Source organism: Clostridium sp. UBA4548 (assembly GCF_002387895.1).
Taxonomy (GTDB): domain Bacteria; phylum Bacillota; class Clostridia; order Clostridiales; family Clostridiaceae; genus Clostridium_J.
Genome location: NZ_DGLI01000047.1, coordinates 1 through 25,380, shown reverse-complemented (window position 1 = coordinate 25,380; position 25,380 = coordinate 1). Strand labels below are relative to the sequence as shown.

Sequence of the window (25,380 nt, the reverse complement as noted above, 5' to 3'; positions counted from 1 at the left end):
AACAAATATAAGGCATCTACCTAATTAGATGCCTTATAGCTTAATACTTATTACGCTTTAATAATTTCTTCAAAGGTGTTTAAGGTTTCCTTCCCCTCTTTCTCATCATAAATAGTGTCTTCTATACCATTTTTAATATTGACCCACGGCTTTGTTTCATCATATGCTCCTATATCTACTTCTTTCTCTAGACCTTTCTTATTAAATATTGTAACTTTAGTCCTTGAAGTTTTATCTTTTAAATTCACAGGGGTAGTTCCAAAGACTAGCAACAAGAATATTAACCACTTGTTTTTGGTAGTTTATATATATATTATTTATAAATAGTTATTTATGTAATATAATGTAATCATATCATATTATGAGGGGGCTAATATATATGAATAATAATAAACTTAAGTTAATCATATTATGTAGCATGTTTGGGGTAATGCTACTCCTAGGAGTTTTATCTTTTGGAGATTTTAAGTTTTCTCCTAAAGAAGGACTTTCTTATGAGGATAAGAAGAGAGATGCTAAATATTTGATAGAGTTCTTAGAGAATACCTATCCATATTTTGAGGAAGTAAAAAAAGAAACTGGCCAAGATATTCTTTCTAATAAAACTAAAATTATAAATTCTATAAGTAAAACCCCTTCAGATGAAGCTTTTTATGAAAGTATATCAAACCTATTACTAAAGTTTTCTTATGGAAATACTCAACTATCTTATAACTTAGATAGCTTAGGTAATAGCTTTACTTATATGGATAAGGATATAAATTATAAGAAAACCACATCCTTAGCAACTATAGAAAAGTGGAAACCTATTAATGAGAACTATTGGAAAAAGATCATATCCCCTACTAATATAAATTTTCTTTATATTAACGGTGAATATTATGTAAGTGCTACCCAAAATCCAGAAGTACATGTTGGGGATAAATTAATTAAAGCTGAGGGAATACCCATAGATAAGTATGTAGAAAAGATGCCTTCTCACAAGTTTCTTAAAGCCTATGACCCTACTTATGAAAAATATGTTTCTCACTACAATCTAACCTCTATTAAAAATAAGGAATCAAATATTAAAGTTACATTGCTAAATGCTTCTAATGAAGAAAAGGTAGTTGATATGCTTCCTTTTGATGATAAAAAGCCTTTTTTAGAAGATGGCTTTAGCTCTTTAAGAAATTCTAATAGCTATAATGAAATAGTAGATGAAAAAGAGTTAGAAAAGATAAAACTTGTTAATAGCTTTGAAGATGGTAAACTTGTTACATTAAACCTATCTGCATATGTAGATATTAATAAAAACTATAGAAACAACAAAAAAAATAAAGAAGATCTTTTTTCTCTCATTAATTCTAGCGACACTTTAGTTTTAGATTTTCGTGGTGGCACTGATTTAGATTTTTCAATTGAAATTTTAGATTATATATTACCAAAGGATATAGAGCATTATAACTATAAAGTTTTTAGAAAAGGAAAAGTAAATGATAAGTATATTGAAACCCTTAGAAACAAATCAAACCCTTTTATTAAAGAAATCACCGCTCCTATTGATAGCTTAGAAAAAGCTTATCCTTTATCTAAGTACTATATTTTTAAAGAGCAAATCTTGAAAATTAATGGTGAGAATAAGTATAATGGGAAAGTTTTTGCACTTCATGATGGCTCAGTATACTCGGATAAAATTACCGAATTACTTAGTGAAGTTACTGAAAATAGTCTAGCTACTGTTATTTCCAATGTTAAACTTTACTCAAGGGACTTAAACTACGACTCTATGATATCTTTTACCCTTCCAAACTCCAACTTAACAATACAAACTAGTAGTGTCAAAAGAGTTGATATCAATGGTGATTTTATTGGTAATAAAGTTGTTATGCCCCAAGTTTTAATTACCAAAGATATAAAACCTATTTTAGATGATTTAAAAAATGGAAAAGGTGTCAACTGGGGTTTAGCGTTTAAGGATAGATACGGTAGTAAAGATGAATATTTTAATGAGGTTCTAAAACAGTTAAAAAAATAAGACCCGCTTTCTCAGCGAGTCTTATTTTGGATTTGAAGTTTTTATATGATTCATATTATAAATCTTTAAATGTAAGTATCCATATTGATGTATCTAATAATGTATTGATTAATATTCAATACAAATCTCACAATTATGAAACTTGCTAAACTACATCATTTCTATAAATGCTTCAATTCTTGTTTTAATTTGTCCTACATCAGATGGTGAATAGTTTGTTTCTATATTTAAATAAGGTTTTCCCTTTTCTTTGTTTACAAATTCTTTTACACTAAAGCTTTCTACTGCATAAGTATGACAAGCTTGTAGGGTTATATCAACTACTCCATCTACACTGTATTCGTCAATTAATTGGTCTAAGAAGTCTAATCTTCCAGTATTTGGCGACATAACTGAGCATGGAACACTCAAATATTTTTCTGCAAGAGCATCGATTGGATCAATATCTTCTCTAACAAGTTTATGGTTTTCTTTTATTCCAGTACAGTTTTCTAAACAAACAACTACTCCACCACTTTCTTCAATGGTTTTAATTACTTTATCTAAAACCCCACCACTTGGACATCCAGTAATTAATATTCTCTTAGCATCTTTATTTACTGGACTTTCTCCTCTTGCATATTTTTCTTTAAGATCTTTAATCATTTCTGTGAATTGCTCAGCTTGAAGCTTCTTATCCATACTAAAGTTTGATCCATCTATAACTTTGTGTAAATCATAACCCCAAAGTGCAGGTGGATTTAACTTAGATAAAGAATAAAATTCTTTTAATAATTCTCTCTCATTATTTCTAATTCTTATTGCTTCCTTAATTTTCTCATCTGTTATTTCCACAGCAAAATCTTTTTCTAATCTTTCTTTAAGCTTTATAATTTCAGCTTTCCATAATTCTAAAGAAGTTTTGTCCTGTGAATTTTGAGGAAGTTGCATCACATGCATATTCTTTTTTTGTCCTAAAAGTTCGTACATTTTTTTCTTTCCATCGCAAGTAGTTTCCCCTACTAGCATGTCTGAAAAATAAATATATGGACATTTATCTGTGATTGCAAAGCCATAAGAAGATTTAATTAAAGGACATAGATTTTTAGGAAGATGTTGTTCTGCCTCTTCTGTAGTTTCATCACTCATTCCGCAAACAGATATTGGAATTGCTCCAGCTGCATAAATTACTTCCCATGGTGTGAAAGTACAAAAGGTTCCTACTATTTTCTTTCCTTCATCCTTAGCATTTTTCACTTTAATAAAACCATTTCTTCTTGCTTCTGCAAAGGTTTCAAAATTTTTTGGCATATTCATTATTAATCCACCCCATCTAATATAATTTAAACTATGTTTAGAAATATATTGTTAATCTAGCGTACTACTTAAAATTTAAAGAAAGATTAGCACACTACTATTACCTTAAAAATAAATTATCATATTTATTAAATACAAAACTGAAATTTCTATTTTATATTACTTGCAATTAAAGCTGCTCCTATAGCACCAGCATATCTTCCTAGTGGAGAGGAGATAACCTCAGCATTAAGTTTTTCACTTAAAAATTCTAAAATAACTTGATTTTCACATAATCCACCAGTTAAAAAGTATTTCTTATCTTTGCTGTGCCTTTGGCATAAGGAAACTACTTTACTACATACTGAGTTTAATACAGCATAGGCAATATTTTCTCTAGGCACTCCTTGTCCTATTAAACTTATAACTTCTGACTCTGCAAATACTGTGCACATGGAGCTTATAGTCACATCTCCCCCATTTTTAGCTAAATCTGATAGTTCCTCTATAGTTACACCCATTCTATTAGCCATAACCTCAATAAATTTTCCAGTACCAGCAGAGCACTTATCATTCATGATAAAGTCCTTAACCATACCTTCCTCTATTGATATTACTTTTGTATCTTGTCCTCCAACATCTATGATTGTGCCTCCAGCTTTGAAGATATAGGCAGCACCCTTTCCATGACAGGTAATTTCCGTAACAGATTTATTAGCATAAGGAACGGAAACTCTTCCATAGCCTGTGGCTACAATTTTGCTATTGGTCTCATTAACCCCAAGTTTTTTCAAACTTTCTAAAATTCCTTTGGCTGTTTCTAAGCTACTCCATCCTGTAGGACAAAGCATTTTTTCTGTTAGTCTTTCATTTTTAAAAACTGCCACCTTGCAGCTAGTTGATCCTATATCAATTCCTACAGAATACATCGTCATTCCTCCTATAGCCAACTCTATTATGTAAATACTAGGTTTTATTTATCTATTGGACATAAAAATAACAGATAATATTTTATTTCTGCTTTTTAATTTGTGTAAACATATTAGAATTTTTATAAAACACACTCTTTTTCCATTGTTTCAAATTTAAATTATTTTTTCCATAAATATTAAAAACTTATATAAGTGTTAAGACTTGTATTTGAAAAAGTAATACTAAAATACAAAAGGTTATTTTTTGTGGCACAAGTGCTTTTTAACATTATAAGTAAAAGTGCTTTTCTGTATTAAATTTATTCCTTAAGGCTTTTAAAACAATTGTGTGCCCCTTGGCTTTCTGTTAGTTTTATTAAATTCACTTGCCAATTTAATAAAATTAGTGTTAAAATAAATTGAATTGAATATAGTTGTTTATGGTACACATTTGTTTAATAGGGAAAGTGGTAATTCCACTGCAGCCCCCGCTACTGTAACGAGGACAAATCTTAGACCACTGAATTTATTTTGGGAAGGTAAGATAAGGATGATTCGCAAGCCAGGAGACCTGCCATAAATTTGCTAACTCTTCGGTGGGAAGAAAACTGGCAGGAAACACTTTATTATTTTTCTGTTGAATATATTTGTGCCTTTTTACTCACTTTAAGAAGTGAGTTTTTATTTTTTGCAAATTTTATTAACTATTTTGCGAACTATATTATAAACACAGTGATTAAATTAATAGCTTAAAAGTAGGCATTGTAAATAGAGTATTCCATCAAAACAGGTATTATCTAGGAACATATGTAGAAACCTTATTTAAGATATTAATTTCATCTGTATAGAATGCATTTAATAAACCAAATATTTTTTTAGTTTGCATTCTCATTAAAATCAAATTGCTTACAATTAGAGAACCTGTACACACCTTGTACTGCAACTTGTATTTTAAATAATAATTTTAGGAGTTAATTTATATGATTCATTTAATCGGAATTGGAAAAGACGTGGATTTATCCATAAGAAGTGCTCTCTCTATAGATTCTTTCAGCTTGAAGGATAAATTATTACTTTTAGGAGAGTTTTCTGAAGAGGTTGTAATTATAAGTACCTGCAATAGAACTGAAGTATATTTAAATTCTTCACTCAGTGAAGAGAACCTGTTAAATAAAGTTTTCACTACTCTAAATTGGCCAACTGAATATAAATCTTTTATTTTTTATTGTAATGGGAAAACTGCTGCTTCACACCTTTTTGAAGTTAGTTGTGGTTTTCACTCAAAAATTCTTGGAGAAGACCAGATTTTAGGTCAAATAAGATCAGCCTATGAAGATAGTTGCTCACTACAATTAGTTAAGGATGATCTAATGAAACTTTTTCAACTAGCTATTGCTTGTGGTAAAGAGTTTAAAACTACTACTATGCTCTATAAAATGCCAGTATCCTACTCATCTATAGCGGTTAAAAAGGCTCTATCTGAAAATAAAAAGAATTTTTTAATTGTTGGCTTTGGAAATATGGCTAGTTTATGTCTAAACTATCTACTTTCCAATTTAAAATCTGTTGATAGTATTTATATAGCTGTAAGAAATTTAACCAAAACCTTAGAAACTGACTTTGTTAAGAGTAATATGGAGCACTTAGAAAGTGGAAAGATAAAAATAGTTTCCTTAGATTTAATGAGAAATTATTACGATGAAGTAGATACTATTATTTGTTGCACAGCATCACCTACTCCTGTAGTTTTGGAAAAAGATCTTCCAAAGAAAGATTTATTAATCTTTGACTTATCCTTGCCTATAAATGTGGAAGCAAGTGTAAAAAACATAGAGGCTATAACTTTATATAATATTGATGTTTTACATTTAATGGATGAGGAAAATAAAGCATTGCGAAAAGAAGTTATGGAAAACCATAGAACTGTTATTTATAAATATCTAAATAAATTCTATGAATACCAAAAGTTCAAGAAAATAAACAGCAAAATAATTAGTTTGAAAGTAATTGGAAATCAAGTATCAGAAAAGCGATATAAAGTTTATGAAAACAAAAAAAATACTAAGGATAACAGTACTTTGGTAAAAACTCTTTTGCAAAGCACTAGTAACTCTTATATTAATAAGGCTATTGAGGTACTTAAGGAAGAAACTTATAAAGGAAACGAAGAAATCGCATTATCCATTATAGAAAAAATTTTTGGAAGCTGTGAATAATCATAAAGATAACTAACTATTACAAGGAGGATTACAATGAACAACTACTCGATTTTTGAAGAAAGTAAAAAATATATTCCTGGAGGAGTAAATAGTCCAGTAAGAGCTTATAAGAATATGGGGATTACGCCTCCAGTTATTTCAAGTGGTTCAGGAGCTCTAATATTTGATGAGGATGGAAATCAGTACATAGATTTTGTTGGAGCATGGGGCCCAATGATTTTGGGGCATTGTGACAAAGATGTAGTAGAAGCTATTACCTCAACTGCTTCCAAAGCACTAGCCTTTGGTGCTCCTACTAAACTTGAATTGGAACTTGCTAAATTAATTTGTACAACTACAGACATTGATCTTATTCGAATGGTGAATTCTGGGACTGAAGCTACTATGAGTGCAGTAAAGTTAGCAAGAGGATATACAGGTAAAAATAAAATTGTGAAATTTGCTGGATGTTATCATGGACACTATGAAGGCTTTCTCGTAAGTGCTGGGTCTGGTGTTATGACAGAAGGCATCCCCGGAAGTGCTGGTATTCCTCAAGATCATGTGAAAAACACAATCATTGCACAGTACAACGATTGCCAAAGTATAGAAGAAATATTTAAAGTTCATGGTGACGATATTGCTTGTGTAATCATCGAACCAGTAGCTGGAAATATGGGAGTAATAAAAGCAAAGGATGAATTTATGGATAAACTTCACAGTCTTTGTGTAAAACATAATTCCTTAATAATTTTTGATGAAGTAATGTGTGGCTTTAGAGTTGCTTATAAAGGCGCACAAACCTTGTTTAAATTCAAGCCTGACCTTGTAACCTATGGTAAAATTATTGGCGGTGGGCTTCCTTGCGGTGCTTATGGTGGAAGAAAAGAGATAATGGAGATGCTCTCTCCAATGGGGCCAGTTTATCAAGCTGGAACAATGTCTGGTAATCCACTAGTAATGGCTGCTGGAATAGCAACACTTAAGAAACTTCATCTGAACTCTAAGAACTATGATAAATTAAACCATTTAGGAAAACTTTTAGAGGATGGAATAATTAAAATTGCTGAGGGTAATAAACTTCCTGTGAAGGTTAATAGAGTTGGTGCTATGTTAACTATTTTCTTCACAGATTTATCAGAGGTTAGCAATTATGATGACGCACAAAAATGCAATGTAGACATGTTTAAAAAATACTTTAAGCATATGCTTGCAAGTGGGTTTAATCTGCCACCATCCCAGTTCGAGGCTTTATTTTTATCTTTAGCTCATACTGAAGAGCATATCCACAAATTTTTGGAGGCTTTTCAAGGTTTTTGCTCTAAATTCTCACTATAAAACTTAAATATCTAAAGTTCTAAATAAAAAGCTATAGGAATTCCAGCAATACAAAAGTATTATTGCTGAGTTACTATAGCTTTTATTTACATTTCCAACTTATCAAAATAGTGTTTTTTTATCTACCTCCTACTAGAAGGCTTTAGTGCTTTCCTAAAAAAGTATTGACTGTATCCATTAATACACTTTTCTAAAGTTCCAAATAATTCATAGTTCATTCTCTTATAAAATTCTGGACCTTGAAACTCAAAAGTGTTAAGCCAAATAACCACACATCCTCTTCTTTCTGCAACAGCTTCTAGATGATTTACTAATATTCTTCCCAAGCCCTTTCCTCTTTTATCTTCATCAACCCATAAAAAATCTATAGTCATACATTCATTATCCTTTGATGCTATAATTCCACCAATAATTTTCCCTTCATGGTCTTTTAAGCAAAATTTAAATTCCTCAAAATGTGTTATAAACTTAATATTATGTTCTATCAGCTTTTCATGTATATAAGTTGCTTCTTCTTCATTGCAATCTAAAACTAAATCTAATCTATCGCTATTCAATAATATCTCCCCCTAAGTCAAACATATTGACTAATTGAGTTAAGTTTAGTTATTGCTTTCTTTATTTTCATCATTATAAGTAATCCAAATTTCAATGGCTTCATCTAATTTATTTTTCAATTCACTCTTTTTAATAAATAACTTATTTAATTCAGTGTAATCTTCTGCAGCTAAATTCATTTTCTCATCCATATCTTTAATTTCTGCCTCTAAATCCGCTATTGTATTTTCTAATTTACATATTTCCTTTTCTCGTTTTTTTGTTTCGTCTACTACCCTTACTTTTTGTGGTTTTTCCTTAGCTATTTTTTGCTGCTCAGTTACCTGAATTCTTAATTTATTCTTTTCATTTTTGTAATATTCATAGTTTCCAATGTAGTTTTTAAACTGCTTATTCTCTACTTCAATTATTCTGTTAGCCATTTTATTTATAAAATACCTATCATGAGAAATAAATAATATAGTTCCTTTAAAATCTTCTAATGCTGCTTCTAAAGCTTCTATAGATTCAATATCCAGATGATTTGTGGGCTCATCTAGGATTAGGAAATTTATATCTTCATACAAAAGTTTACTTAACTTTAGTCTAACTTTTTCACCTCCAGATAAGTGCTTTACCTTTTTGAAGACACTAGAGCCATAGAACATAAACTTCGATAAATATTCCCTAGCCTTGCCCTCAAGGATCATAACATCTTCTCTGAAACATTCGACAACTGTTAATTCTTCATTGTTAAACTGGATATTTTGTGGTAAATATGCTAATTTTACACTTTCTCCAATTTTCACTGAACCCTCATCGCTAACCTCCTCACCAAGAACTATCTTTAAAAATGTAGTTTTACCACTTCCATTTGCCCCAATAAGTGCAGTTCTTTCTCCATAGCTAATTAGTAAGTCTAGATTTGTGAAAAGTTTTTTGTCTTTGTATCTTTTTGACATGGCCTTAGCTACAATAACCTCATTTCCTGATCTACCTGTTTCTTTAAAATTCAGTTTCATTGTCTCACTTTCAAGCCTAGGTTTTTGAATTTTTTGCATTTTATCTAATCTAATTTGTATACTAGCAGCCCTTTTGAAGAATTTATTATTATCAGCTCTTATAGCCCAATCTCTTAATTCTTTTATGGCCTTTTCCATTGCCTTAATTTGTTTTTGCTGTTCTTTAAATTGTTGAAATTGTAAAAGCATGTTTTCTTCCTTTTGTTTTACAAACTCCGAATAATTTCCTTTATAAGTTTCACACTCCATATCTTCTATCTCAATAATTTTTGTCGCTACATTATCTAAAAAGTATCTATCATGGGAAACTATAATAACAATTCCCTTGTACGTTTTTAGAAAGCTTTCTAGCCATTCAATTGACTCCATATCAAGATGGTTTGTAGGTTCATCTAAAAGCAATATATCAGGATTTTGTAACAGGATTTTTCCCAGCATTACAATAGTTTTTTCTCCTCCGCTGAGTATATCAAAATCTTTTCTAAGAAAGCTTGGGCTAAAATTTAACCCACTACATACCTTGCTAAGCTTCTCATTCTTTTCATATCCTCCTTTAATTTCATATTGTTGCTGTATTTCTCCATACCTCTTTAAGGCCTTTTCCAAGTCTATCCCTTCTAAACTCTTCATTTGTTCTTCCATTAATTTCATCTGTGCCTCAAAACCTTCAATTTCTTTGAAAGCCAAATTTAAAACTTCTTCAGCTTTAACATTTTCAGGAAATATTGGAACCTGCTGAAGATATCCTATTGTCTTTCCTCTCGGCATAGAAATACATCCCTTATCGTCTCTTGTCATAGGTTCAACACCAGCAATTATCTTTAAAACTGTGGTTTTCCCGCTACCATTTACCCCAACTATTCCTACTCTTTCATTATCATATATATTAAAAGATATATCTTTAAGTACTAAAGTAGCATCTAGATACTTCATTACATTATTAAATGATAACTCCATCATAATAAAATCCCTCATTTCAACATTTTCATAAAATATAATCGCTAACTAATTTTTTACTTTTTAAATAATTTAAAAGTAAAAAGACTATAAGAAGCCAAATCTCCTTATAGTCTAAAACAATTCATAAAACTCTTATAATAAGATAAAACCTATGAATGCTCCTAAATATTTCTAAGAATTTTTAGGGACATTCTTTATCGAAATTATAATTTAATTTTAATAGTTTAGTAATATAAGTTATCCTCCAAATTGCCAACTTCTTAAAAGAGCACTATAAATAAACCTAAATACCTGTTATGAAATAAGGCCCTCTTAAAAATAATAATTAACTTTTGAAAAAATTAATTTTAATTAGCAATTTGCTGATATCATAACCTATACCCCTTTCAGTAATACTCTCTTACAATTATACCACATTATTACATTAGTGCAATATTCGATTTTTTCTAATAAATTATAACACTGATAATTTATAGTTATACTAAAGTATTGTCTATATGGTTTTAAACTGATATTTTTAAATTGGTTTTCATAGTTAGCTCACCATATTATTTACTCATTGTATTTACTAAATATATTCATTACAATTAGTATATGAATTTTTCTGTAAAATTTATTTTAATTCAATAAGGAGAATTTGATAAGTTATGTTAAATTTAGACTGGAAACCTAATAAAGCCTCCCAAAAACCACTTTACTTACAAATAGCCGATTACATCAAATTTAAAATTAGTACCGGCGAATGGCCTGTAGGGTTTGTTATTCCTCCTCAACGTGAGTTATCAAAGCTTTTTAATGTAAACAGAAGCACTTTAGTTTCAGCTTTAGATGAATTAAAGGCTGAAGGCCTACTAGAGGGAAATGGTAAAGGCGGTACAAAAATAATAAATAATATATCTCAACTTTTAAATAATATACAGCCCAATTGGCAATCTTACATAGAAGAAGGCATTCATATGCCTAATTTCAAGACTATTAAGCAAATTAACGACTTAGAATTCAAAAGTGACTATATTAGATTAAGTACAGGAGAAGCTTCTCCTGAAATGTTTCCACAAGAGAAAATGTCTGTAGTTTTAAATGAAGTTACTAAATCAATGAAAAATTTAGGTTATGAAGGTCCTAAAGGCATGTTATATCTTAGAGAACAAATTAGTAAGTATTTGAATACTTTTGGCATCAAAGCACCTGCATCTTCTATACTAATCGTTTCTGGTGCACTTCAAGCAATTCAACTAATTACTATAGGTTTGTTACAGCAAGGAGCCACAGTATTTCTAGAGGACCCTTCCTATATGTATTCTCTCCAAACCTTTCAATCCTTAGGTATGAGAAGGAGTGGCATTCCCATTGATGAGGAAGGAATTAAAGCTTCACTAATTCCAGAGTATAAAAGGAAACATAATTCTTCCATTTTATATACAATACCAAACTTTCAAAACCCAACAGGAACTGTTATGTCACAAAATAGAAGACAGGAGTTAATGAAAGTATGTCAAAAAGAAAAGCTCCCAATTATTGAAGATGATGTGTATAGAGAATTATGGATTGACACCCCACCACCTAGACCAATAAAAAGTATCGATAAAACGGGGCTTGTTCTATATGTTGGAAGTGTTTCAAAAACCTTAAGTCCTGGATTAAGAATTGGATGGATTGTTGGTCCTGAACCGGTTATTGAAAGATTAAGTGATATTAAAATGCAAACGGACTATGGTTCTAGCTCACTATCCCAACTCACTGTAGCTAAATGGATAGAAACAGGTCTATATTTTGACCATATAGAAACCTTAAGAAAACAGCTTTCCCTGAGAAGGCAAGTAACCCTTGAGGTTTTACAAAAGTACTTTTCAGAAATAGCTACTTGGAATATACCCTCAGGAGGGTATTATGTGTGGGTTACACTAAAATACAAAATAGGAATGTATAAACTTTTTAATGAGGCTTGCAGAATAGGAATTTTGTTATATCCAGGTTATATATATGACTCTAATTTTAATTATTCTCTAAGAATTTCTTATTCCTATGCTCCCATAGAGGAATTACAACAGGGATTGTATAAGCTGTCAAAGTTAATAAAAAAATTAATAAACTCTAAAGATATCTAATAGTTATGAGTTTATTTTATTAATCCCTGAAAAGGCATATTAAACTTTATACAACTTCAAATTAAATTCAAGGATTTTTTAAAATTATAACTTTCCTCAACCATAAACTTATTTTTAAGTTTATGGTTTTTTATTTTCATAATTTAAGGCCCTCAGAGTCCAAACGCGTTGACCTCTTGATAGTAAAAGCTTCTGTTATAGTCATATTTCTTTAAATTTAAGTAACCAGCACTCTAATATATTCTTCCTACATACCTTAGTCCAACTTTTGGTTGGTATTATTTTATTTAATATGGATGGAGATGTAGTGTTTGAATTTTCTTATAATATACTCATCACAGGGGATTAAGTATGTTAACTCAAGGGGGATCAAGTATGTTTCAAGAAACTTCAAAAGAATTTTTAAAGGAAAAAGAAATCGAATCTAGTACAAGTTATCCACTATTAGAAGTAAATCTTACAAAAGTTTATGAGAATGCAAAATATACTGTGGATTTATGTAATTCTGTAGGTATTAATGTTGCTGGTGTTGTTAAAGGCTTTAATGCACTACCTCCGGTGGTAGAAGAATTTATAAAAGCTGGTTGCGAGTATATAGCTCACTCAAGAATGGATCAAATAATCAAATTAAGGCAGCAAGGTTATAACATTCCTATGATGCTTATTCGTGTTCCTATGTTAAGTGAAATAGAAAATTTAGTTAAATATGTGGACATAAGCTTAAATTCTGAATTAGAAACTCTTAATAAAATTCAAAGGCAATGTGAATTGCAGAATAAAACTCACAAGGTAATACTTATGGTAGATTTAGGCGATTTAAGAGAAGGTTTATTTAATGAAGATGAAATAGTGCAGCTAGCACTTTATGTAGAAAATCACCTTAAAGACGTTAAACTTTATGGTATTGGTACAAACTTAGGTTGTTACGGATCAATTAAGCCAACGGAAATAAATCTAGGAAAACTATGCAGTATTGCTGAAACTATTGAATCAAAAATAAATAGAAAACTAGACATAATCTCTGGTGGTGCCACTTCTTCTTTAACAGTTATAATGGATGGTAAAATGCCCAAAAAAGTAAATAACTTGCGACTTGGAGAAGGAATTTTAAATGCCAGAGATTTAGATGATTTTTGGCAATATGACATGAGCAAATTCCACAAGGATGCCTTCCTATTAAAAGCAGAAATAGTGGAAATAAAACAAAAACCCTCTCATCCAGTAGGTGAAATTTTTATAGATGCCTTTGGTAATAAACCAACCTATGAAGATAGAGGTATCCGTAAAAGAGCATTATTAGCTGTTGGTAAGCAGGATTTTGCTTTTCAACACAGTTTACTTCCACGAACTAAAGGTATAGAGGTAATAGGCAGTAGTAGCGACCATCTTATTATTGATATTGAAAATTGCAGTGAAAATTTAAAGGTTGGAGATATTCTTACCTTCGACATATATTATCCTAACATGCTTTATTTAAGCGGCTCTACTGGTATAAATAAAATTTTCATAAAATAATTTTAATTTAGTAGAACTAAAATTATTCATTTGCTATTTTGATAAAAACCTAAAAAGATTTTTAAGGGGCTGTCTCGTAATGCATAAAAATGCAATGTGAGGAGCCCCTTATCTGTACTATAATAAAGCTTGCCTAAATCTATCAAAAACAACTTCTAATTATCTTCTCGTAACCTTTCTTCCTTCACTCTGCTTACTTGGTCTATTGCTTTTTTTCCCTAAGCCTTCTTTAATGAAACTTTTTTCTTTTTTATTTTCTGCTTTTGTTTTATTATTTGTGGTTTTATCTTTAGCTCCCTTTAACTTCCCCTTCTCTTTGCCATATTCACTTTTATGTGAGATTTGATTTTTTTCAGAGTTTCTTTTATTTCTTAAACTATCTTTATTGCCCTCTGTTTTAACTCCATCTTTCTTTGCTCTTGGCTTAATTAAACAATTTGGCCCAAAGCCAATTAGATCTTCTCTTCCTGCTTCAACTAACGCAGAATACACTAAATCATATTTCATTGGGTCCTTATACTGAAGCAGGGCTCTTTGCATTGCCTTCTCATGCCTAGTCTTAGGGATATGAACCTCCTCCAAAGTCAAAGGATCTAATCCCGTATAAAACATTGTGGTAGAAAGTGTTCCTGGTGTTGGATAAAAATCCTGAACTTGCTCCGGCTGATATTTAATATCTTTCAAATACTCTGCTAGCTCTACAGCATCTTTTACAGTGCATCCTGGATGACTAGACATTAAATAAGGAACAATATACTGCTTCTTACCCATTTCGCAATTTATTTTATAAAACTTATCCATAAACTTATCATAAGTTTTTCCTGCTGGCTTACCCATAAATTTTAGAACCACAGGAGAAACGTGTTCTGGTGCAACCTTTAATTTTCCACTTACATGATATTTAATAAGCTCTTTAAAAAATGTATCTTTATTATCTGCCATCATATAATCATATCTTAACCCTGATCTTACAAACACCTTTTTAATTCCCGGTAATTCTCTTACATTCTTAAGGATTTCAAGATACTCCATATGATCCACATCTAAATTCTTACAGGGGCTTGGATACAAACATTGTTTATCCTTGCAAGCACCAACCTTTAATTGCTTTTTACATGCAGGATATCTAAAGTTTGCTGTGGGACCTCCCACATCATGAATATATCCTTTAAACTCTTTAAACTTTGTAATTTCTTTCGCTTCTTCTACAATTGAATCTTGACTTCTACTTTGCACAATTCTCCCCTGATGGAAGGTTATAGCACAAAAGGCACAACTTCCAAAACATCCTCTCGAACTAACTATACTAAATTTCACTTCTTCAATAGCTGGTATTCCACCTAACTCCTCATATTCAGGATGATAGTTTTTTTCATAGGGCAAAGCATATACCTTATCCAGTTCTTCTCTGGTAAGCGGTAATTCAGGTTTGTTTTGAACTAAATATCCACTAGTATGTTTTTGTACAACGGTCTTTCCCCTAACTGGGTCTTGCTCATCATACTGTATTTTAAAAGCCTGTGCATATTTTATTTTTTCTTTACAAACTTCTTTATAAGAAGGTATTTCCATATAGTTTTCAACTTCATCTAAGTTTTCTGCTATATAGCAAGTACCTGGTATATTAGTAATTTGCTTTATAGGTTCACCTTCGCTTAACCTCTTAGCTACCTCTACAACTTGTTTTTCACTCATTCCATAGATCAATAGATCTGCTCCACTATCAACTAGCATAGATTTTCGAACTTTGTCACTCCAAAAATCATAGTGAGCAAAACGTCTTAAACTGGCTTCTATTCCCCCTATTATAAGGGGAACACCTTTAAAGGCTTCTCGAATTTTATTACAATATACAATAGTTGCTCTATCTGGTCTTAAACCCATCTGGCCACCAGGTGAGTACATATCTTTATCTCTTAACTTCTTGCTAACAGTATAATGATTTACCATAGAATCCATGTTACCCGAGTTAACTAGAAATCCTAGTCTTGGTGCTCCTAACTTTTTAAAATCTTCTGTGTCCTTCCAGCTAGGTTGGGCAATTATACCTACCTTATATCCTTCATTTTCTAAAACCCTTGAAATTATTGCAGCTCCAAAACTGTGGTGATCCACATAGGCATCACCAGTTACTAAGATAAAGTCTAGTTGCTCCCAGCCTCTTTCTAATATATCTTCTTTACTCATTGGTAAAAATCCATTACTCACCATAGTTCCCCCATTTTTCTTATATATTTAACTTTGAAAATACTCTATACAGATTTTTTGAATCAGGTCTATATTATATCATTTTTCGACATAAATTTCTTTATAAATGTTTTTATTATTTTATATAAGAAAATTCAAATTGCGAATTTTAATAACTTACATCAATGTATATTGTGATTTAAAATATTCCAAGTTATAATTTGTGAAGGTGGTGAAAAGATTAAAAATAAATATAAAGATAAAAACGGAGTCATAGTTAAGCCTAAGGAAGTACATCACTTTTTGATAGTTGATGTAAATAATACAGCTTTAAGTATTAAAGCTATATCTATTAATGGGAAAATAATTGATTGCTTTACAATAAATAATTAGCTTATAAACTCTTTAAAACTTAGAAGCATTTAAATTTATTAATTATTCATAGAATATTCCTTTCAGCCATAGTAAATCCTTTAAATATATTAAGTAATCCAGCACTTATTTTATATTGTTTTCTTGCACTTAAAGTGTTATTGTTTATTCAATTAATAATAATTAACCATTGAAAGGAATGACCTTAAATGAAATATAATCTAAAAATATTCTCAGACTTTATTTGACCCTTTTGTTATATAGCAACAGGTATAGTTGCGGAGTTAAAAAACTACTATAATATTGAAGATACCTGGTATAGTTTTGAATTGCATCCAGAAGTTCCTCCTTTTGGAGAAGATTTATCTGAGGTGTTCCCTAATATGGATCTTCAAGGAATGTATAAAATGCTAAATACTAAAGGAAATCCTTATGAAATTAAATTTGGTAACTTTACTAAACTATCAAACTCTAACCTTGCAATACAAGCTAGTGAGTATGCAAGAGATATGGGAACTTACCATAAGTTTCATGAACTAATGTTTAAAGCTTATTTTTCAGAATGCAAAGATATTGGTAATATGAAAGTTATAGAAGAGGTGGCTTTAAAATGCAATCTAGACTTAGATGAGCTTCATAAGAGTATAGAGGAAAAACATTATAAACAACGCCTTAAAAACATTAAGTTAGAAGCTGAGAAATATGGTATAAATAGTATGCCTACTTTTATAATTAATGGTGAGAAAAAAGTGGTAGGTGCTGTAAGTGTTGATGAATTCAAAAGAGTATTAAAGGATGTGTTCTAATGAAGGTAATAGCAGAATTTCACTGTCATACTACCGCCTCTGATGGTCGTCTTTCTCCTTCTCAAGTAGTAGAACTTGCAAAGGAAAAATCAGTAAAACTTCTGGCCATCACTGATCATGATACTACTGAAGGCATTGAAGAAGCTTTAACTAGAGGTAAAGAACTAGGTGTAAATATTATTCCTGGTATTGAGCTAAGTTGTCTACACAATGGAGAGAGTATTCACATATTAGGGTATTTTAAAGGCGAAGGATACAAAGATTCAGAACTTTTAGCTTATCTTTCCTCTTTAAAAAAATCTCGTCTAGAACGAGCAACTTTAATGGTTGAAAATCTAAAAAAATACTTTGACTTAAAGATTGATTTAAATAGAGTTTTGGAACTTGGTGAAGGTGTAGTTGCTAGGCCTCATTTAGCTCAAGCAATCATAGAAGCTGGTTATAACTATGATTGGAATTATATCTTTGATAAGTTTATTAGTAAAAATAGCCCTGCTTACGTAGAAAATAAAAAAATCTCTATATCTGAAGGCATTGATTTTCTTAAAAAATATAATTGTATTGTTATTTTGGCCCATCCAAAACTAATTAAAAAAAGTCCTGTTAAGGAATTTTTAAGCTACAGTTTTGATGGATTAGAGGCTATTTACTTTCAAAATTTCAAAAGAGAAACTGATGAACTTATAAGCCTTTGTAGACGTAACAATTTACTCATTACCTGCGGTTCAGATTTTCACGGAATTCTTTCTGGAGATACAAAGCATGGTATCTTAGGAGATATGAGTATGGAAGAAGAATACTTTAACCATTTTCTTCACAGGTATAACAGTTAATTTAACCAAAACATCTCTTATACTTAAAGTTTTGTAGCTTATATGCAATTTTCTTGGCACTTTTATAGTTTAAAAGTATTATAAAAGCTTCTCTATATATGCTTTAGAGAAGCTTTTATTTGTTTATTTCAAAAAATTAATCATTAATTGTTTTATCTTTTAATCTTCTGCAAAATTCTTTTGGTATGGAAATAAACAAGCCTTTCATACTTTCCTCAACCTTTTTACTTGCTACTTCCTTCATTCCTCTCTCTTCACTAGATACCTGACTTAAAATTTCGAATAATCTCTTTATATTAAGAACTCCAAATCCTGTTTCAATATTCGGATAAACTTGCCCTTCCTCTCTATCTGCTGCTGAGATGAAGTAACTTTTTATCTTAGAGTAATATATATTTATATCATTGCCAAGAATTATTCCCCATTGATACATAAGTGTTACTAATCCTGTAAGAATAGCTCCTGCTACTGCCGTGCCACTTACCACAATAGATTTGTTGTTTACTCCTATAGTTCTGATGGTTTTTCCTGGTATTGCAATTGTAGGTACAATTCTTCCATCTCTAGTAAATCCTTTACCTGACTCAGGAAACGCTTTCCCCTCTAATTGATTATATGATGCACAAACAATTATATTTTGGGCAGTAGCTGGTGTCATTAAGGTTGTATTTGGTATTGCACCTATAAAACCAGTACCTTCTTTTAAAAATTGCTTTTGCTCTAACCACAAATCATATTCTCCATTAAAAAGATATTCTCCAAAAATAATAATTGTCCAAATTCCTCCTACAGCATTTCTTATAAAAAAATCTAATCTTTGATCTAATCTATTAACCCCGGGCCCTTTCCTTTCTGTAAAATACTGTATAGTAATTCTGCTCTCTCCTAATGAAAGACTTATTTCTTGACCATTTATAGGCTGAATATTGACCTTTTCTACCTTTTCTCCAGTTGGTGAAATAATTCCTATAGATACCTGGTCGGGCGCTATAACATACAAGAAAAAATTTAAATTTCTTTGTTCTTCACCAACTTGAAGTTGAACTTCCTTTCTAGTATCACTTTCTGAAAAGGAACCTCTTAAATGTATTGGTCTATCCCCTTGATTTCCTGTACTTGTAACAAAAGTGAAATTCCTATTGTTTGTGATACTATCTATATACCTCTCCGCTATTGCACCACCATCATGCCCCCCTAAGTTAGTTCCTGTTGCTGAATATACAACTAATGGTCTTCTAAGTCTTTGTTGTATTTCATCAAGATACCTAAAAGCTGCTACTATATCATTGCTATCATAAATACTGTTTTCATAGTCCTCTATTCCCCAAAGTTCAGCATTGCTCTTTTTTATTGGTTTAAGTTTTACAATAATAAATTCACAGTTTGGTGCAAAGCTAGTTATAATGTCCATGTCCCTTAAATTTCTTCCCCCAATTATACCTGCTATCGCAGTTCCATATCCAGTCTCATCTTTATGACTTACAACTTCATAAGGATTTTGGCCACTCTCACTAGCTTTGATGGCTTCATTTATGTTTTCTCTAGTAAATTGAGTCCCAAACACAAGACCTGGTGGAGTATTTCCTTCATTAATGGATTGATCCCAGATTGTAATTATTCGTGTAGTATTATCAGAATTCATGAATCTTGGGTTTAGGTAATCTATTCCAGTACCCACTATGGCTACAATAACACCAGTACCATCTAAAGTAGTATCACCTCTATTAATCACTACATCAGCAACATTACCATCTTCATATAAATCAAATAGTGTAAAAGGAGCACTTCTTTCCAGATTTATAATTTGAGGAAACCTCTTAAGAACTTCGCTTATCATTCCTTTTTTAACAAATAGAATCGCAAAAAACCGGTTTGTACTAAAAAGATGAGCAAAGTCCACATTGTTAATTTCACTTGGCAAATCTCCCACGTACTCTACAAAATAAGTTTGATAGTTTTCGTCAAAATAATATTTCTCAGCTTCTTCTGGAGTAATTCCAATTTGTTCCTCTGATTCCCTTGTGTTCTTCAGACACAGCCCAAAGGGTTTTTCACCTATGTTAAACATTACGCTATCACCTACCTCTAATAAACCTTCAGAATGATATATAAAATATATTAATGAATCCATAAATGACCAAATAATATAAGTCCTAGACAAATCAAAGGTTTTATATATTTTATGATAAATTATATTGTTTTGTTCAACAAAAATAAAATCCTTGCCTCTAATTTTTATTTATTACCTGAAAACTATTTAAACCTCTAATATTTTTTACTCGCTCTTTATAATAATGTGATAATTTTATAAAAATAAACTTTCCTTTATACAAAAAAGAAGCTCTGTTCTAATAGAGCCTCCTTCTAAAATACATCCTTAAAATACTTAAATATCTTCTCTTTGTTGCTTCCTAAATTAATATACTCTCCATTAATTCTTATTTTAACCTGGTCTTCCAGCTCAATGTTTACATCCCAAAATAGTTTTCTTTTTTTATACTCTCTGCTTAAATATGATTCAATAAAATTCTCTATATGATCTATGGTATTTAGCTCGTGTTTACATTTGTTTAATCTAATCTCCTCTTTTAGCTCTTCCTTAACTTCTCCTAAAATCTTAAACAAATTCATAGTCTTCCATCGAAGCGTTTTAACTCTTAAGTCTCTAAAGATATTCTTTAAGTCTCCCCTAATAATAGGAACTCCATGAAGAAGCCTTTCCACTTTATTAACTGTAGTATTTTTATTACTATTATTATTAAATTTATCTAAAATAAATAAAGCACCATAATCATACTCTGTTCTTATTAATCTTCCATAAACTTGTTTTAAATCAATAGACATAATTGGAAAATTAATATTTTCATAGGCTTGCCAATAAGTTTTACCTTTGTTTATCTCACTTTCTATCAGTGCTTGAAAAAATGGTTCATTACTATTTATATTTGGCAATTTATCTAATATCACAGTAGTCATCACATCTCCTGGAATATCTACACCTTCAAAAAAACCCTTTGATCCAAGAAAAATATATCTATGATCTCTAGCTTTAAGTTTCCCAATTTCCCTTTTATTTTGTAATATCCTTATACCTAAATTATTCAGTTCAATACCTGCTTCTCGTTTAAAAGCGTTCAATCTTTTTTTACTTGTAAAAAGAATTAATGTATTTCCTTCTGTATTCTTTAATAGCTGTAAAACAAATTCCTTCATCTTAGGGATAAAAGCTTCTATTCCCTCTCCACATAAAATATCTGGTGCATAAATAGCACTTCTTTTGCTGTAGTTAAATACAGGCTTTATAGGTTCAATTTCTATTACTTTTTTATTTTGAGATTTTGCAATATCAATACCTAGAGTTGCCCTAAATCTACCATACCCTCTGTCAGTAGCTAATGTTGCTGAGATAAAAGAGCAACTTCTAACTTCACTTAAAACCTTATCATAAAAAATTCTAGATACATCCAAAGGAATACTTGATATTTTCCACCACTTTAAACTTCGTTCTACTTCAAAGTAATAGCAGCAATCTTTCTTTTTTTGCTCTATCATATCTTCTACTAGAGAAATATATCCATTAATTCCTTCTACTTTTTCCACTAAAATCTTTAATCTTTTATCTCTTTCAAGATTTGATATCTCTTTCAAAGATCCTATTGCTTTATCTAAATATAAATTTAAAGCAATTAAGTTTTCTTTAAGCTCTCGCAAACAACTATTTATCTCCATGTATTTATAATCATTAACTTCCAATTGTTCTTTTAGGTTATATTCCATAGAAATATTGTACTTAGCTATGTATCTTTCAAAACTTTCCTTTACTTTATATGTACTTTTGTAGCAAACTTTAAGATTTCTCTCTATGTCCTCCATAGGCAAACTTTTAACATTACCTTTTTTAATAAGATAAAGCAAATATCCCGTTTTATTTTCTTTATCATAGACCTCTTCTAAATACCTTACTAATTCATCTGACACTAAAGTATTTTCAAAAGCATCAAAAGCCTCCTTTGAAAGATTGTGAGCCTCATCTACTACTATATTTTTTATTGAAAGAATCCCTTTATAAGGCCACTTTAATAAAAGAGAATGATTTACCACCACTAATTGGGCTTCTTTAAGTTCCTTGACTTTCCCTGCATAATAGCATTCTTCTTTAAACCTACAAGTATTCACATCACAAAATTCTCCATCACAATTGCACTGCAGAATTAAGTATTCCAAGTTAAAAGCTTTCCTTATTGCAAAGTTTATTAGTTCAATATCCCCTAATCCCTTTTCTTTTATATATCTTTTAATATAAATATATCCAAGTAAAGTATTAATATCTTTAGGGTATTCTATTTCTAAAAATCTCTCTAGACAAAAATAATTTCCCTTTCCCTTTATTAAAGTATACTTAACTTCTTGACTTAAATTTAAAGCTTCTAGAAGATTTGGAATATCTTTTTCAACTAACTGAGTTTGCAACCCTTTGGTATTAGTTGAAATTACAACTTTCTCTTCATCTGTATCCCTATTTAGATAAGTATATATCGCTGAGGGCAATATATAGGCCAAGCTTTTACCTAAACCTGTTGGTGCCTCCATTATGGTGATATTACCTTCTTGAAGTCCTCTCCTCATATGCTTTGATCCTTGTATTTGCTCAGGTCTTTCAGTATAAGCTTTACCACTTCTCCTCCATATATCCAAATTTGCAAAGAGCTTTTCATAGTCCTTTAAAGCAAAACTTATATACGGTTTTGAAATTACCTTGGAGTTGACCTTTGGTTTACTCTTAACAAAACAGTCAACGTATTCAGCTTTTAAGCTAGTTAAGTATTTATACCACTTCCAATTCTCCAATTCTAAAATGCTCATTGGAAGTGCATAACCATTCTCTATATAAAACTTGCTTAATACACAGTTTAAAACCTCCATGGTATCTTCTGAGTCACTGATTCCCCTGTGATTTTCTTCTTTAGAATAAGGCAAAAACTTCTTCATCAGATATTGAAGATTAAATTCTGGTAGTTCAGGGTAAAGAATTGCTACAAGTTCCATAGAGTCCAAAAACTCATTTTCAACCTTTAAAAAGCTCTTTTCAAAGGCTGCATTGTGACACACCAATGGAAATTCTTCAATAAATGCTAATAACTTTTTCATTGCCACATCTATGGTACAAGAGTTCTCAAGGTCTTCTCTTCTTAGTCCCTTACATAAATCAAAGATATTTAAGGGCACTTCTCTTTCTGGGTTCACTAGAATATTAAATTTAATTACTTCATTATCCTTAACCTTTACTGCACCGATTTCTATTATTCTATCTTCATAAGGATCTATCCCTGTAGTTTCTATGTCTAAAAATATTACATTTTGAAGTAACGAATGGGGGCTCATAAATACCACACCTTTGTCTATTATTAGAATTCATAGTTCTTTGTTATAAACTTATTATCTACAAATTTCATATATAGTTTAATAAATTTTTCTTCTTTGGTAAAGTTATATTTATATTGCACTTTGTAAGTGGTAAATTATGTAGTATAATTATGTACCATGAATAAATACACTTATAAGGAGGACTTCTATGAAAATTACTATAAAAGAAATTGAGGACAAAATTTTAAACTATCTTTATGAAAATAGAGATTCATCACCACAAAGTCTAACTAAAATTAGATTAGCTCTTAATCTTTCTGATAACAAAGAGCACACTAGAACTTTAAAGCTATGTCTTGAGAATTTAATTAAAAAAGGATTTATAAAGAAACAATCGGATAGAGGCAATTACAAAATTGATACTAAAGGCATAGAACATGCTGAAATAAAATAATTATCTACATTTGTCAAATTTACTTTAGTTATTAATTAAAACCTTGTTAAAAAGGTAATTTTTAGGTTAAAATATCCTTGTATTTAATTTACTATTAAACATAAAAAGGAGGCTTAACTATGAGAATCGTTATAATAGGTGGAGTTGCTGCTGGAATGAGTGCAGCTGCAAAAGCAAAACGAATTAATAAGAATGCTGAGATAATAGTTTATGAAAGAACTGAAGTGGTTTCTTGGGGTGCATGTGGTCTTCCATACTTTCTAGGGGATTTTTTCACAGACCCTGAAGTTATGATAGCTAGAACCAAAGAAGAATTCAAAGAAAATGGCATAGAAGTTAATATAAAACATGAAGTGTTAAATATTGATGTAAATAATAAAACTTTAAAAGTTATAGACTTGAACACTGGTAAGGAATTTCAAGATAATTATGATAGATTAATGATTGCCACTGGAGCTAGTCCTGTTATTCCTCCAATTGAAAATGTGAACCTCAAGAACGTGTTTACTTTAAAAGAATATGAGGATGGCATAGATATAAAAGAGCAGCTTAAAAGAGAAGAAGTTAAAAATATAGTAATAATTGGTGCTGGATATATTGGAATAGAAGCTGCAGAAGCTATGAAAAAGCTAGGAAAGAACTGCCGATTAATTCAACTAGATGCTAGGGTACTTCCTGATTCCTTTGATAAGGAGATTACAGATATTATGGAGGAAGCACTAACTAATCATGGTGTAGACTTACACCTTAAAGAAATGGTAAAGCAATTAAAAGGTGAGAGTAAGGTACGTGAAGTTGTAACTGATAAAGGAAGTTATCCCGCTGATTTGGTAATAATTTGCACTGGTGTTAGACCAAACACTGCTTTTTTAAAGGATGTAGGCTTTGAAATGCTTAGAAATGGTGCTTTAATCATAAACAATTATGGTGAAACTAGCATAAAAGATATCTATGCTGCTGGAGATTGTGCTAGTGTATATCACCTAGTTAGGAAGGATAACATTTACATTCCTCTTGCAACTACGGCTAACAAAATTGGAAGAGTTGTAGGTGAAAACCTAGCTGGCCAAAAGAACTCTTTTCAAGGAACTTTAGGCTCTGGAGCTATTAAGGTTATGGATTTAGAAGCTGCAAGGACAGGTATATCTGAAAATGAGGCTATTAAAAATAATATTCCTTATAAAACTATTTTTATAGAAGAAAAAAATCAAACTAGCTATTATCCTGGTCAATGCAATCTCTATATAAAACTAATTTATGATCCAAATACCAAAGTAATTCTAGGGGGACAGATTATAGGTAAAGATGATGCCGTATTAAGAGTAGATGTAATAGCAACAGCCATCTTCAATAACATGACTACTGATCAACTTGGAATGTTAGATTTATGCTATGCTCCTCCCTTTGCTAGAACTTGGGATGCAGTAAATGTTGCTGGAAATGTAGCTAAATAAATAGATTAATAGTCAAGACCACCCGTAAA

At 30.7% G+C, this 25,380-nt stretch carries 17 protein-coding genes and 1 riboswitch; of the genes, 9 read left to right on the top strand and 8 right to left on the bottom strand.

Annotation, left to right across the window (positions count from 1 at the left end; genetic code table 11):
* Nucleotides 1-50 precede the first annotated feature (50 nt).
* Complete coding sequence (locus B3040_RS17370; RefSeq protein ID WP_291576118.1) at nt 51-248, bottom strand: hypothetical protein; 198 nt, start codon at nt 246-248, stop codon at nt 51-53.
* A 131-nt stretch (nt 249-379) separates the two neighbouring features.
* Here B3040_RS17370 and B3040_RS17365 point away from each other — a divergent pair, with 131 nt between their 5' ends.
* A complete protein-coding gene (locus tag B3040_RS17365; protein WP_291576116.1) occupies nt 380-2,017 on the top strand; it encodes a hypothetical protein in 1,638 nt (545 codons plus the stop codon).
* Nucleotides 2,018-2,167: 150 nt separating this feature from the next.
* Here the strand turns inward: B3040_RS17365 and B3040_RS17360 are convergent, their stop codons facing one another.
* Nucleotides 2,168-3,313, bottom strand: a complete 1,146-nt coding sequence (locus B3040_RS17360; RefSeq protein WP_291576114.1) for a double-cubane-cluster-containing anaerobic reductase — start codon at nt 3,311-3,313, stop codon at nt 2,168-2,170.
* A 149-nt stretch (nt 3,314-3,462) separates the two neighbouring features.
* On the bottom strand, nt 3,463-4,221 hold the full coding sequence (locus B3040_RS17355) for an acyl-CoA dehydratase activase (RefSeq protein WP_291576112.1): 759 nt from the start codon (nt 4,219-4,221) through the stop codon (nt 3,463-3,465).
* A gap of 406 nt (nt 4,222-4,627) precedes the next feature.
* Nucleotides 4,628-4,796: riboswitch (cobalamin riboswitch) on the top strand.
* Between the two features lie 387 nt (nt 4,797-5,183).
* On the opposite strand from B3040_RS17355, the gene hemA reads away from it, so the two are divergent.
* Nucleotides 5,184-6,419: a glutamyl-tRNA reductase gene (gene hemA, locus B3040_RS17350; RefSeq protein WP_291576110.1), complete on the top strand. Its 1,236-nt coding sequence runs from the start codon at nt 5,184-5,186 to the stop codon at nt 6,417-6,419.
* Between the two features lie 36 nt (nt 6,420-6,455).
* Nucleotides 6,456-7,739, top strand: coding sequence for a glutamate-1-semialdehyde 2,1-aminomutase (hemL, locus tag B3040_RS17345; protein ID WP_291576108.1), 1,284 nt, complete (start codon nt 6,456-6,458; stop codon nt 7,737-7,739).
* A gap of 122 nt (nt 7,740-7,861) precedes the next feature.
* Here hemL and B3040_RS17340 read toward each other — a convergent pair whose 3' ends face one another.
* Nucleotides 7,862-8,296: a GNAT family N-acetyltransferase gene (locus tag B3040_RS17340; protein WP_291576106.1), complete on the bottom strand. Its 435-nt coding sequence runs from the start codon at nt 8,294-8,296 to the stop codon at nt 7,862-7,864.
* 45 nt (nt 8,297-8,341) lie between these two features.
* Nucleotides 8,342-10,258 (bottom strand): ribosomal protection-like ABC-F family protein, encoded by a 1,917-nt coding sequence (abc-f, locus tag B3040_RS17335; protein ID WP_291576103.1) that lies wholly within the window; start codon nt 10,256-10,258, stop codon nt 8,342-8,344.
* Nucleotides 10,259-10,905: 647 nt separating this feature from the next.
* Here abc-f and B3040_RS17330 point away from each other — a divergent pair.
* Complete coding sequence (locus tag B3040_RS17330) at nt 10,906-12,366, top strand: PLP-dependent aminotransferase family protein (protein WP_291576101.1); 1,461 nt, start codon at nt 10,906-10,908, stop codon at nt 12,364-12,366.
* Nucleotides 12,367-12,741: 375 nt separating this feature from the next.
* Nucleotides 12,742-13,881, top strand: coding sequence for an alanine/ornithine racemase family PLP-dependent enzyme (locus B3040_RS17325; protein ID WP_291576099.1), 1,140 nt, complete (start codon nt 12,742-12,744; stop codon nt 13,879-13,881).
* A 159-nt stretch (nt 13,882-14,040) separates the two neighbouring features.
* On the opposite strand, the gene B3040_RS17320 is transcribed toward B3040_RS17325, so the two are convergent.
* Nucleotides 14,041-16,092, bottom strand: a complete 2,052-nt coding sequence (locus B3040_RS17320) for a YgiQ family radical SAM protein (protein ID WP_291576097.1) — start codon at nt 16,090-16,092, stop codon at nt 14,041-14,043.
* A 608-nt stretch (nt 16,093-16,700) separates the two neighbouring features.
* Here B3040_RS17320 and B3040_RS17315 point away from each other — a divergent pair.
* Both B3040_RS17315 and B3040_RS17310 read left to right on the top strand, forming a co-directional pair.
* Entirely contained in the window at nt 16,701-17,246 is a 546-nt protein-coding gene (locus B3040_RS17315) for a DsbA family oxidoreductase (RefSeq protein WP_291576197.1), read from the top strand.
* Nucleotides 17,246-18,079 carry a PHP domain-containing protein gene (locus B3040_RS17310; protein WP_291576095.1) on the top strand — a complete coding sequence of 278 codons (834 nt, stop codon included), beginning with the start codon at nt 17,246-17,248 and terminating at the stop codon, nt 18,077-18,079. The genes B3040_RS17315 and B3040_RS17310 overlap by 1 nt, the downstream gene beginning before the upstream one ends.
* 136 nt (nt 18,080-18,215) lie before the next feature.
* Here the strand turns inward: B3040_RS17310 and B3040_RS17305 are convergent, their stop codons facing one another.
* Both B3040_RS17305 and B3040_RS17300 read right to left on the bottom strand, forming a co-directional pair.
* Nucleotides 18,216-20,210, bottom strand: coding sequence for a S8 family peptidase (locus tag B3040_RS17305; protein ID WP_291576093.1), 1,995 nt, complete (start codon nt 20,208-20,210; stop codon nt 18,216-18,218).
* A 233-nt stretch (nt 20,211-20,443) separates the two neighbouring features.
* Complete coding sequence (locus tag B3040_RS17300; RefSeq protein WP_291576090.1) at nt 20,444-23,461, bottom strand: helicase C-terminal domain-containing protein; 3,018 nt, start codon at nt 23,459-23,461, stop codon at nt 20,444-20,446.
* Between the two features lie 190 nt (nt 23,462-23,651).
* On the opposite strand from B3040_RS17300, the gene B3040_RS17295 reads away from it, so the two are divergent.
* Nucleotides 23,652-23,897, top strand: a complete 246-nt coding sequence (locus B3040_RS17295) for a hypothetical protein (RefSeq protein ID WP_291576088.1) — start codon at nt 23,652-23,654, stop codon at nt 23,895-23,897.
* 119 nt (nt 23,898-24,016) lie between these two features.
* Nucleotides 24,017-25,351 carry a CoA-disulfide reductase gene (locus tag B3040_RS17290; RefSeq protein ID WP_291576086.1) on the top strand — a complete coding sequence of 445 codons (1,335 nt, stop codon included), beginning with the start codon at nt 24,017-24,019 and terminating at the stop codon, nt 25,349-25,351.
* Nucleotides 25,352-25,380 lie beyond the last annotated feature (29 nt).

Coding starts and splice junctions, on each gene's coding strand:
- hemA (WP_291576110.1), top strand. CDS start 5,184: ATGATTCATTTAATCGGAATTGGAAAAGACGTGGATTTATCCATAAGA.
- B3040_RS17300 (WP_291576090.1), bottom strand. CDS start 23,461: ATGAGCCCCCATTCGTTACTTCAAAATGTAATATTTTTAGACATAGAA.
- hemL (WP_291576108.1), top strand. CDS start 6,456: ATGAACAACTACTCGATTTTTGAAGAAAGTAAAAAATATATTCCTGGA.
- B3040_RS17290 (WP_291576086.1), top strand. CDS start 24,017: ATGAGAATCGTTATAATAGGTGGAGTTGCTGCTGGAATGAGTGCAGCT.
- B3040_RS17360 (WP_291576114.1), bottom strand. CDS start 3,313: ATGAATATGCCAAAAAATTTTGAAACCTTTGCAGAAGCAAGAAGAAAT.
- B3040_RS17310 (WP_291576095.1), top strand. CDS start 17,246: ATGAAGGTAATAGCAGAATTTCACTGTCATACTACCGCCTCTGATGGT.
- B3040_RS17325 (WP_291576099.1), top strand. CDS start 12,742: ATGTTTCAAGAAACTTCAAAAGAATTTTTAAAGGAAAAAGAAATCGAA.
- B3040_RS17355 (WP_291576112.1), bottom strand. CDS start 4,221: ATGTATTCTGTAGGAATTGATATAGGATCAACTAGCTGCAAGGTGGCA.
- B3040_RS17295 (WP_291576088.1), top strand. CDS start 23,652: ATGAAAATTACTATAAAAGAAATTGAGGACAAAATTTTAAACTATCTT.
- B3040_RS17365 (WP_291576116.1), top strand. CDS start 380: ATGAATAATAATAAACTTAAGTTAATCATATTATGTAGCATGTTTGGG.
- B3040_RS17305 (WP_291576093.1), bottom strand. CDS start 20,210: ATGGATTCATTAATATATTTTATATATCATTCTGAAGGTTTATTAGAG.
- B3040_RS17330 (WP_291576101.1), top strand. CDS start 10,906: ATGTTAAATTTAGACTGGAAACCTAATAAAGCCTCCCAAAAACCACTT.
- B3040_RS17320 (WP_291576097.1), bottom strand. CDS start 16,092: ATGGTGAGTAATGGATTTTTACCAATGAGTAAAGAAGATATATTAGAA.
- abc-f (WP_291576103.1), bottom strand. CDS start 10,258: ATGATGGAGTTATCATTTAATAATGTAATGAAGTATCTAGATGCTACT.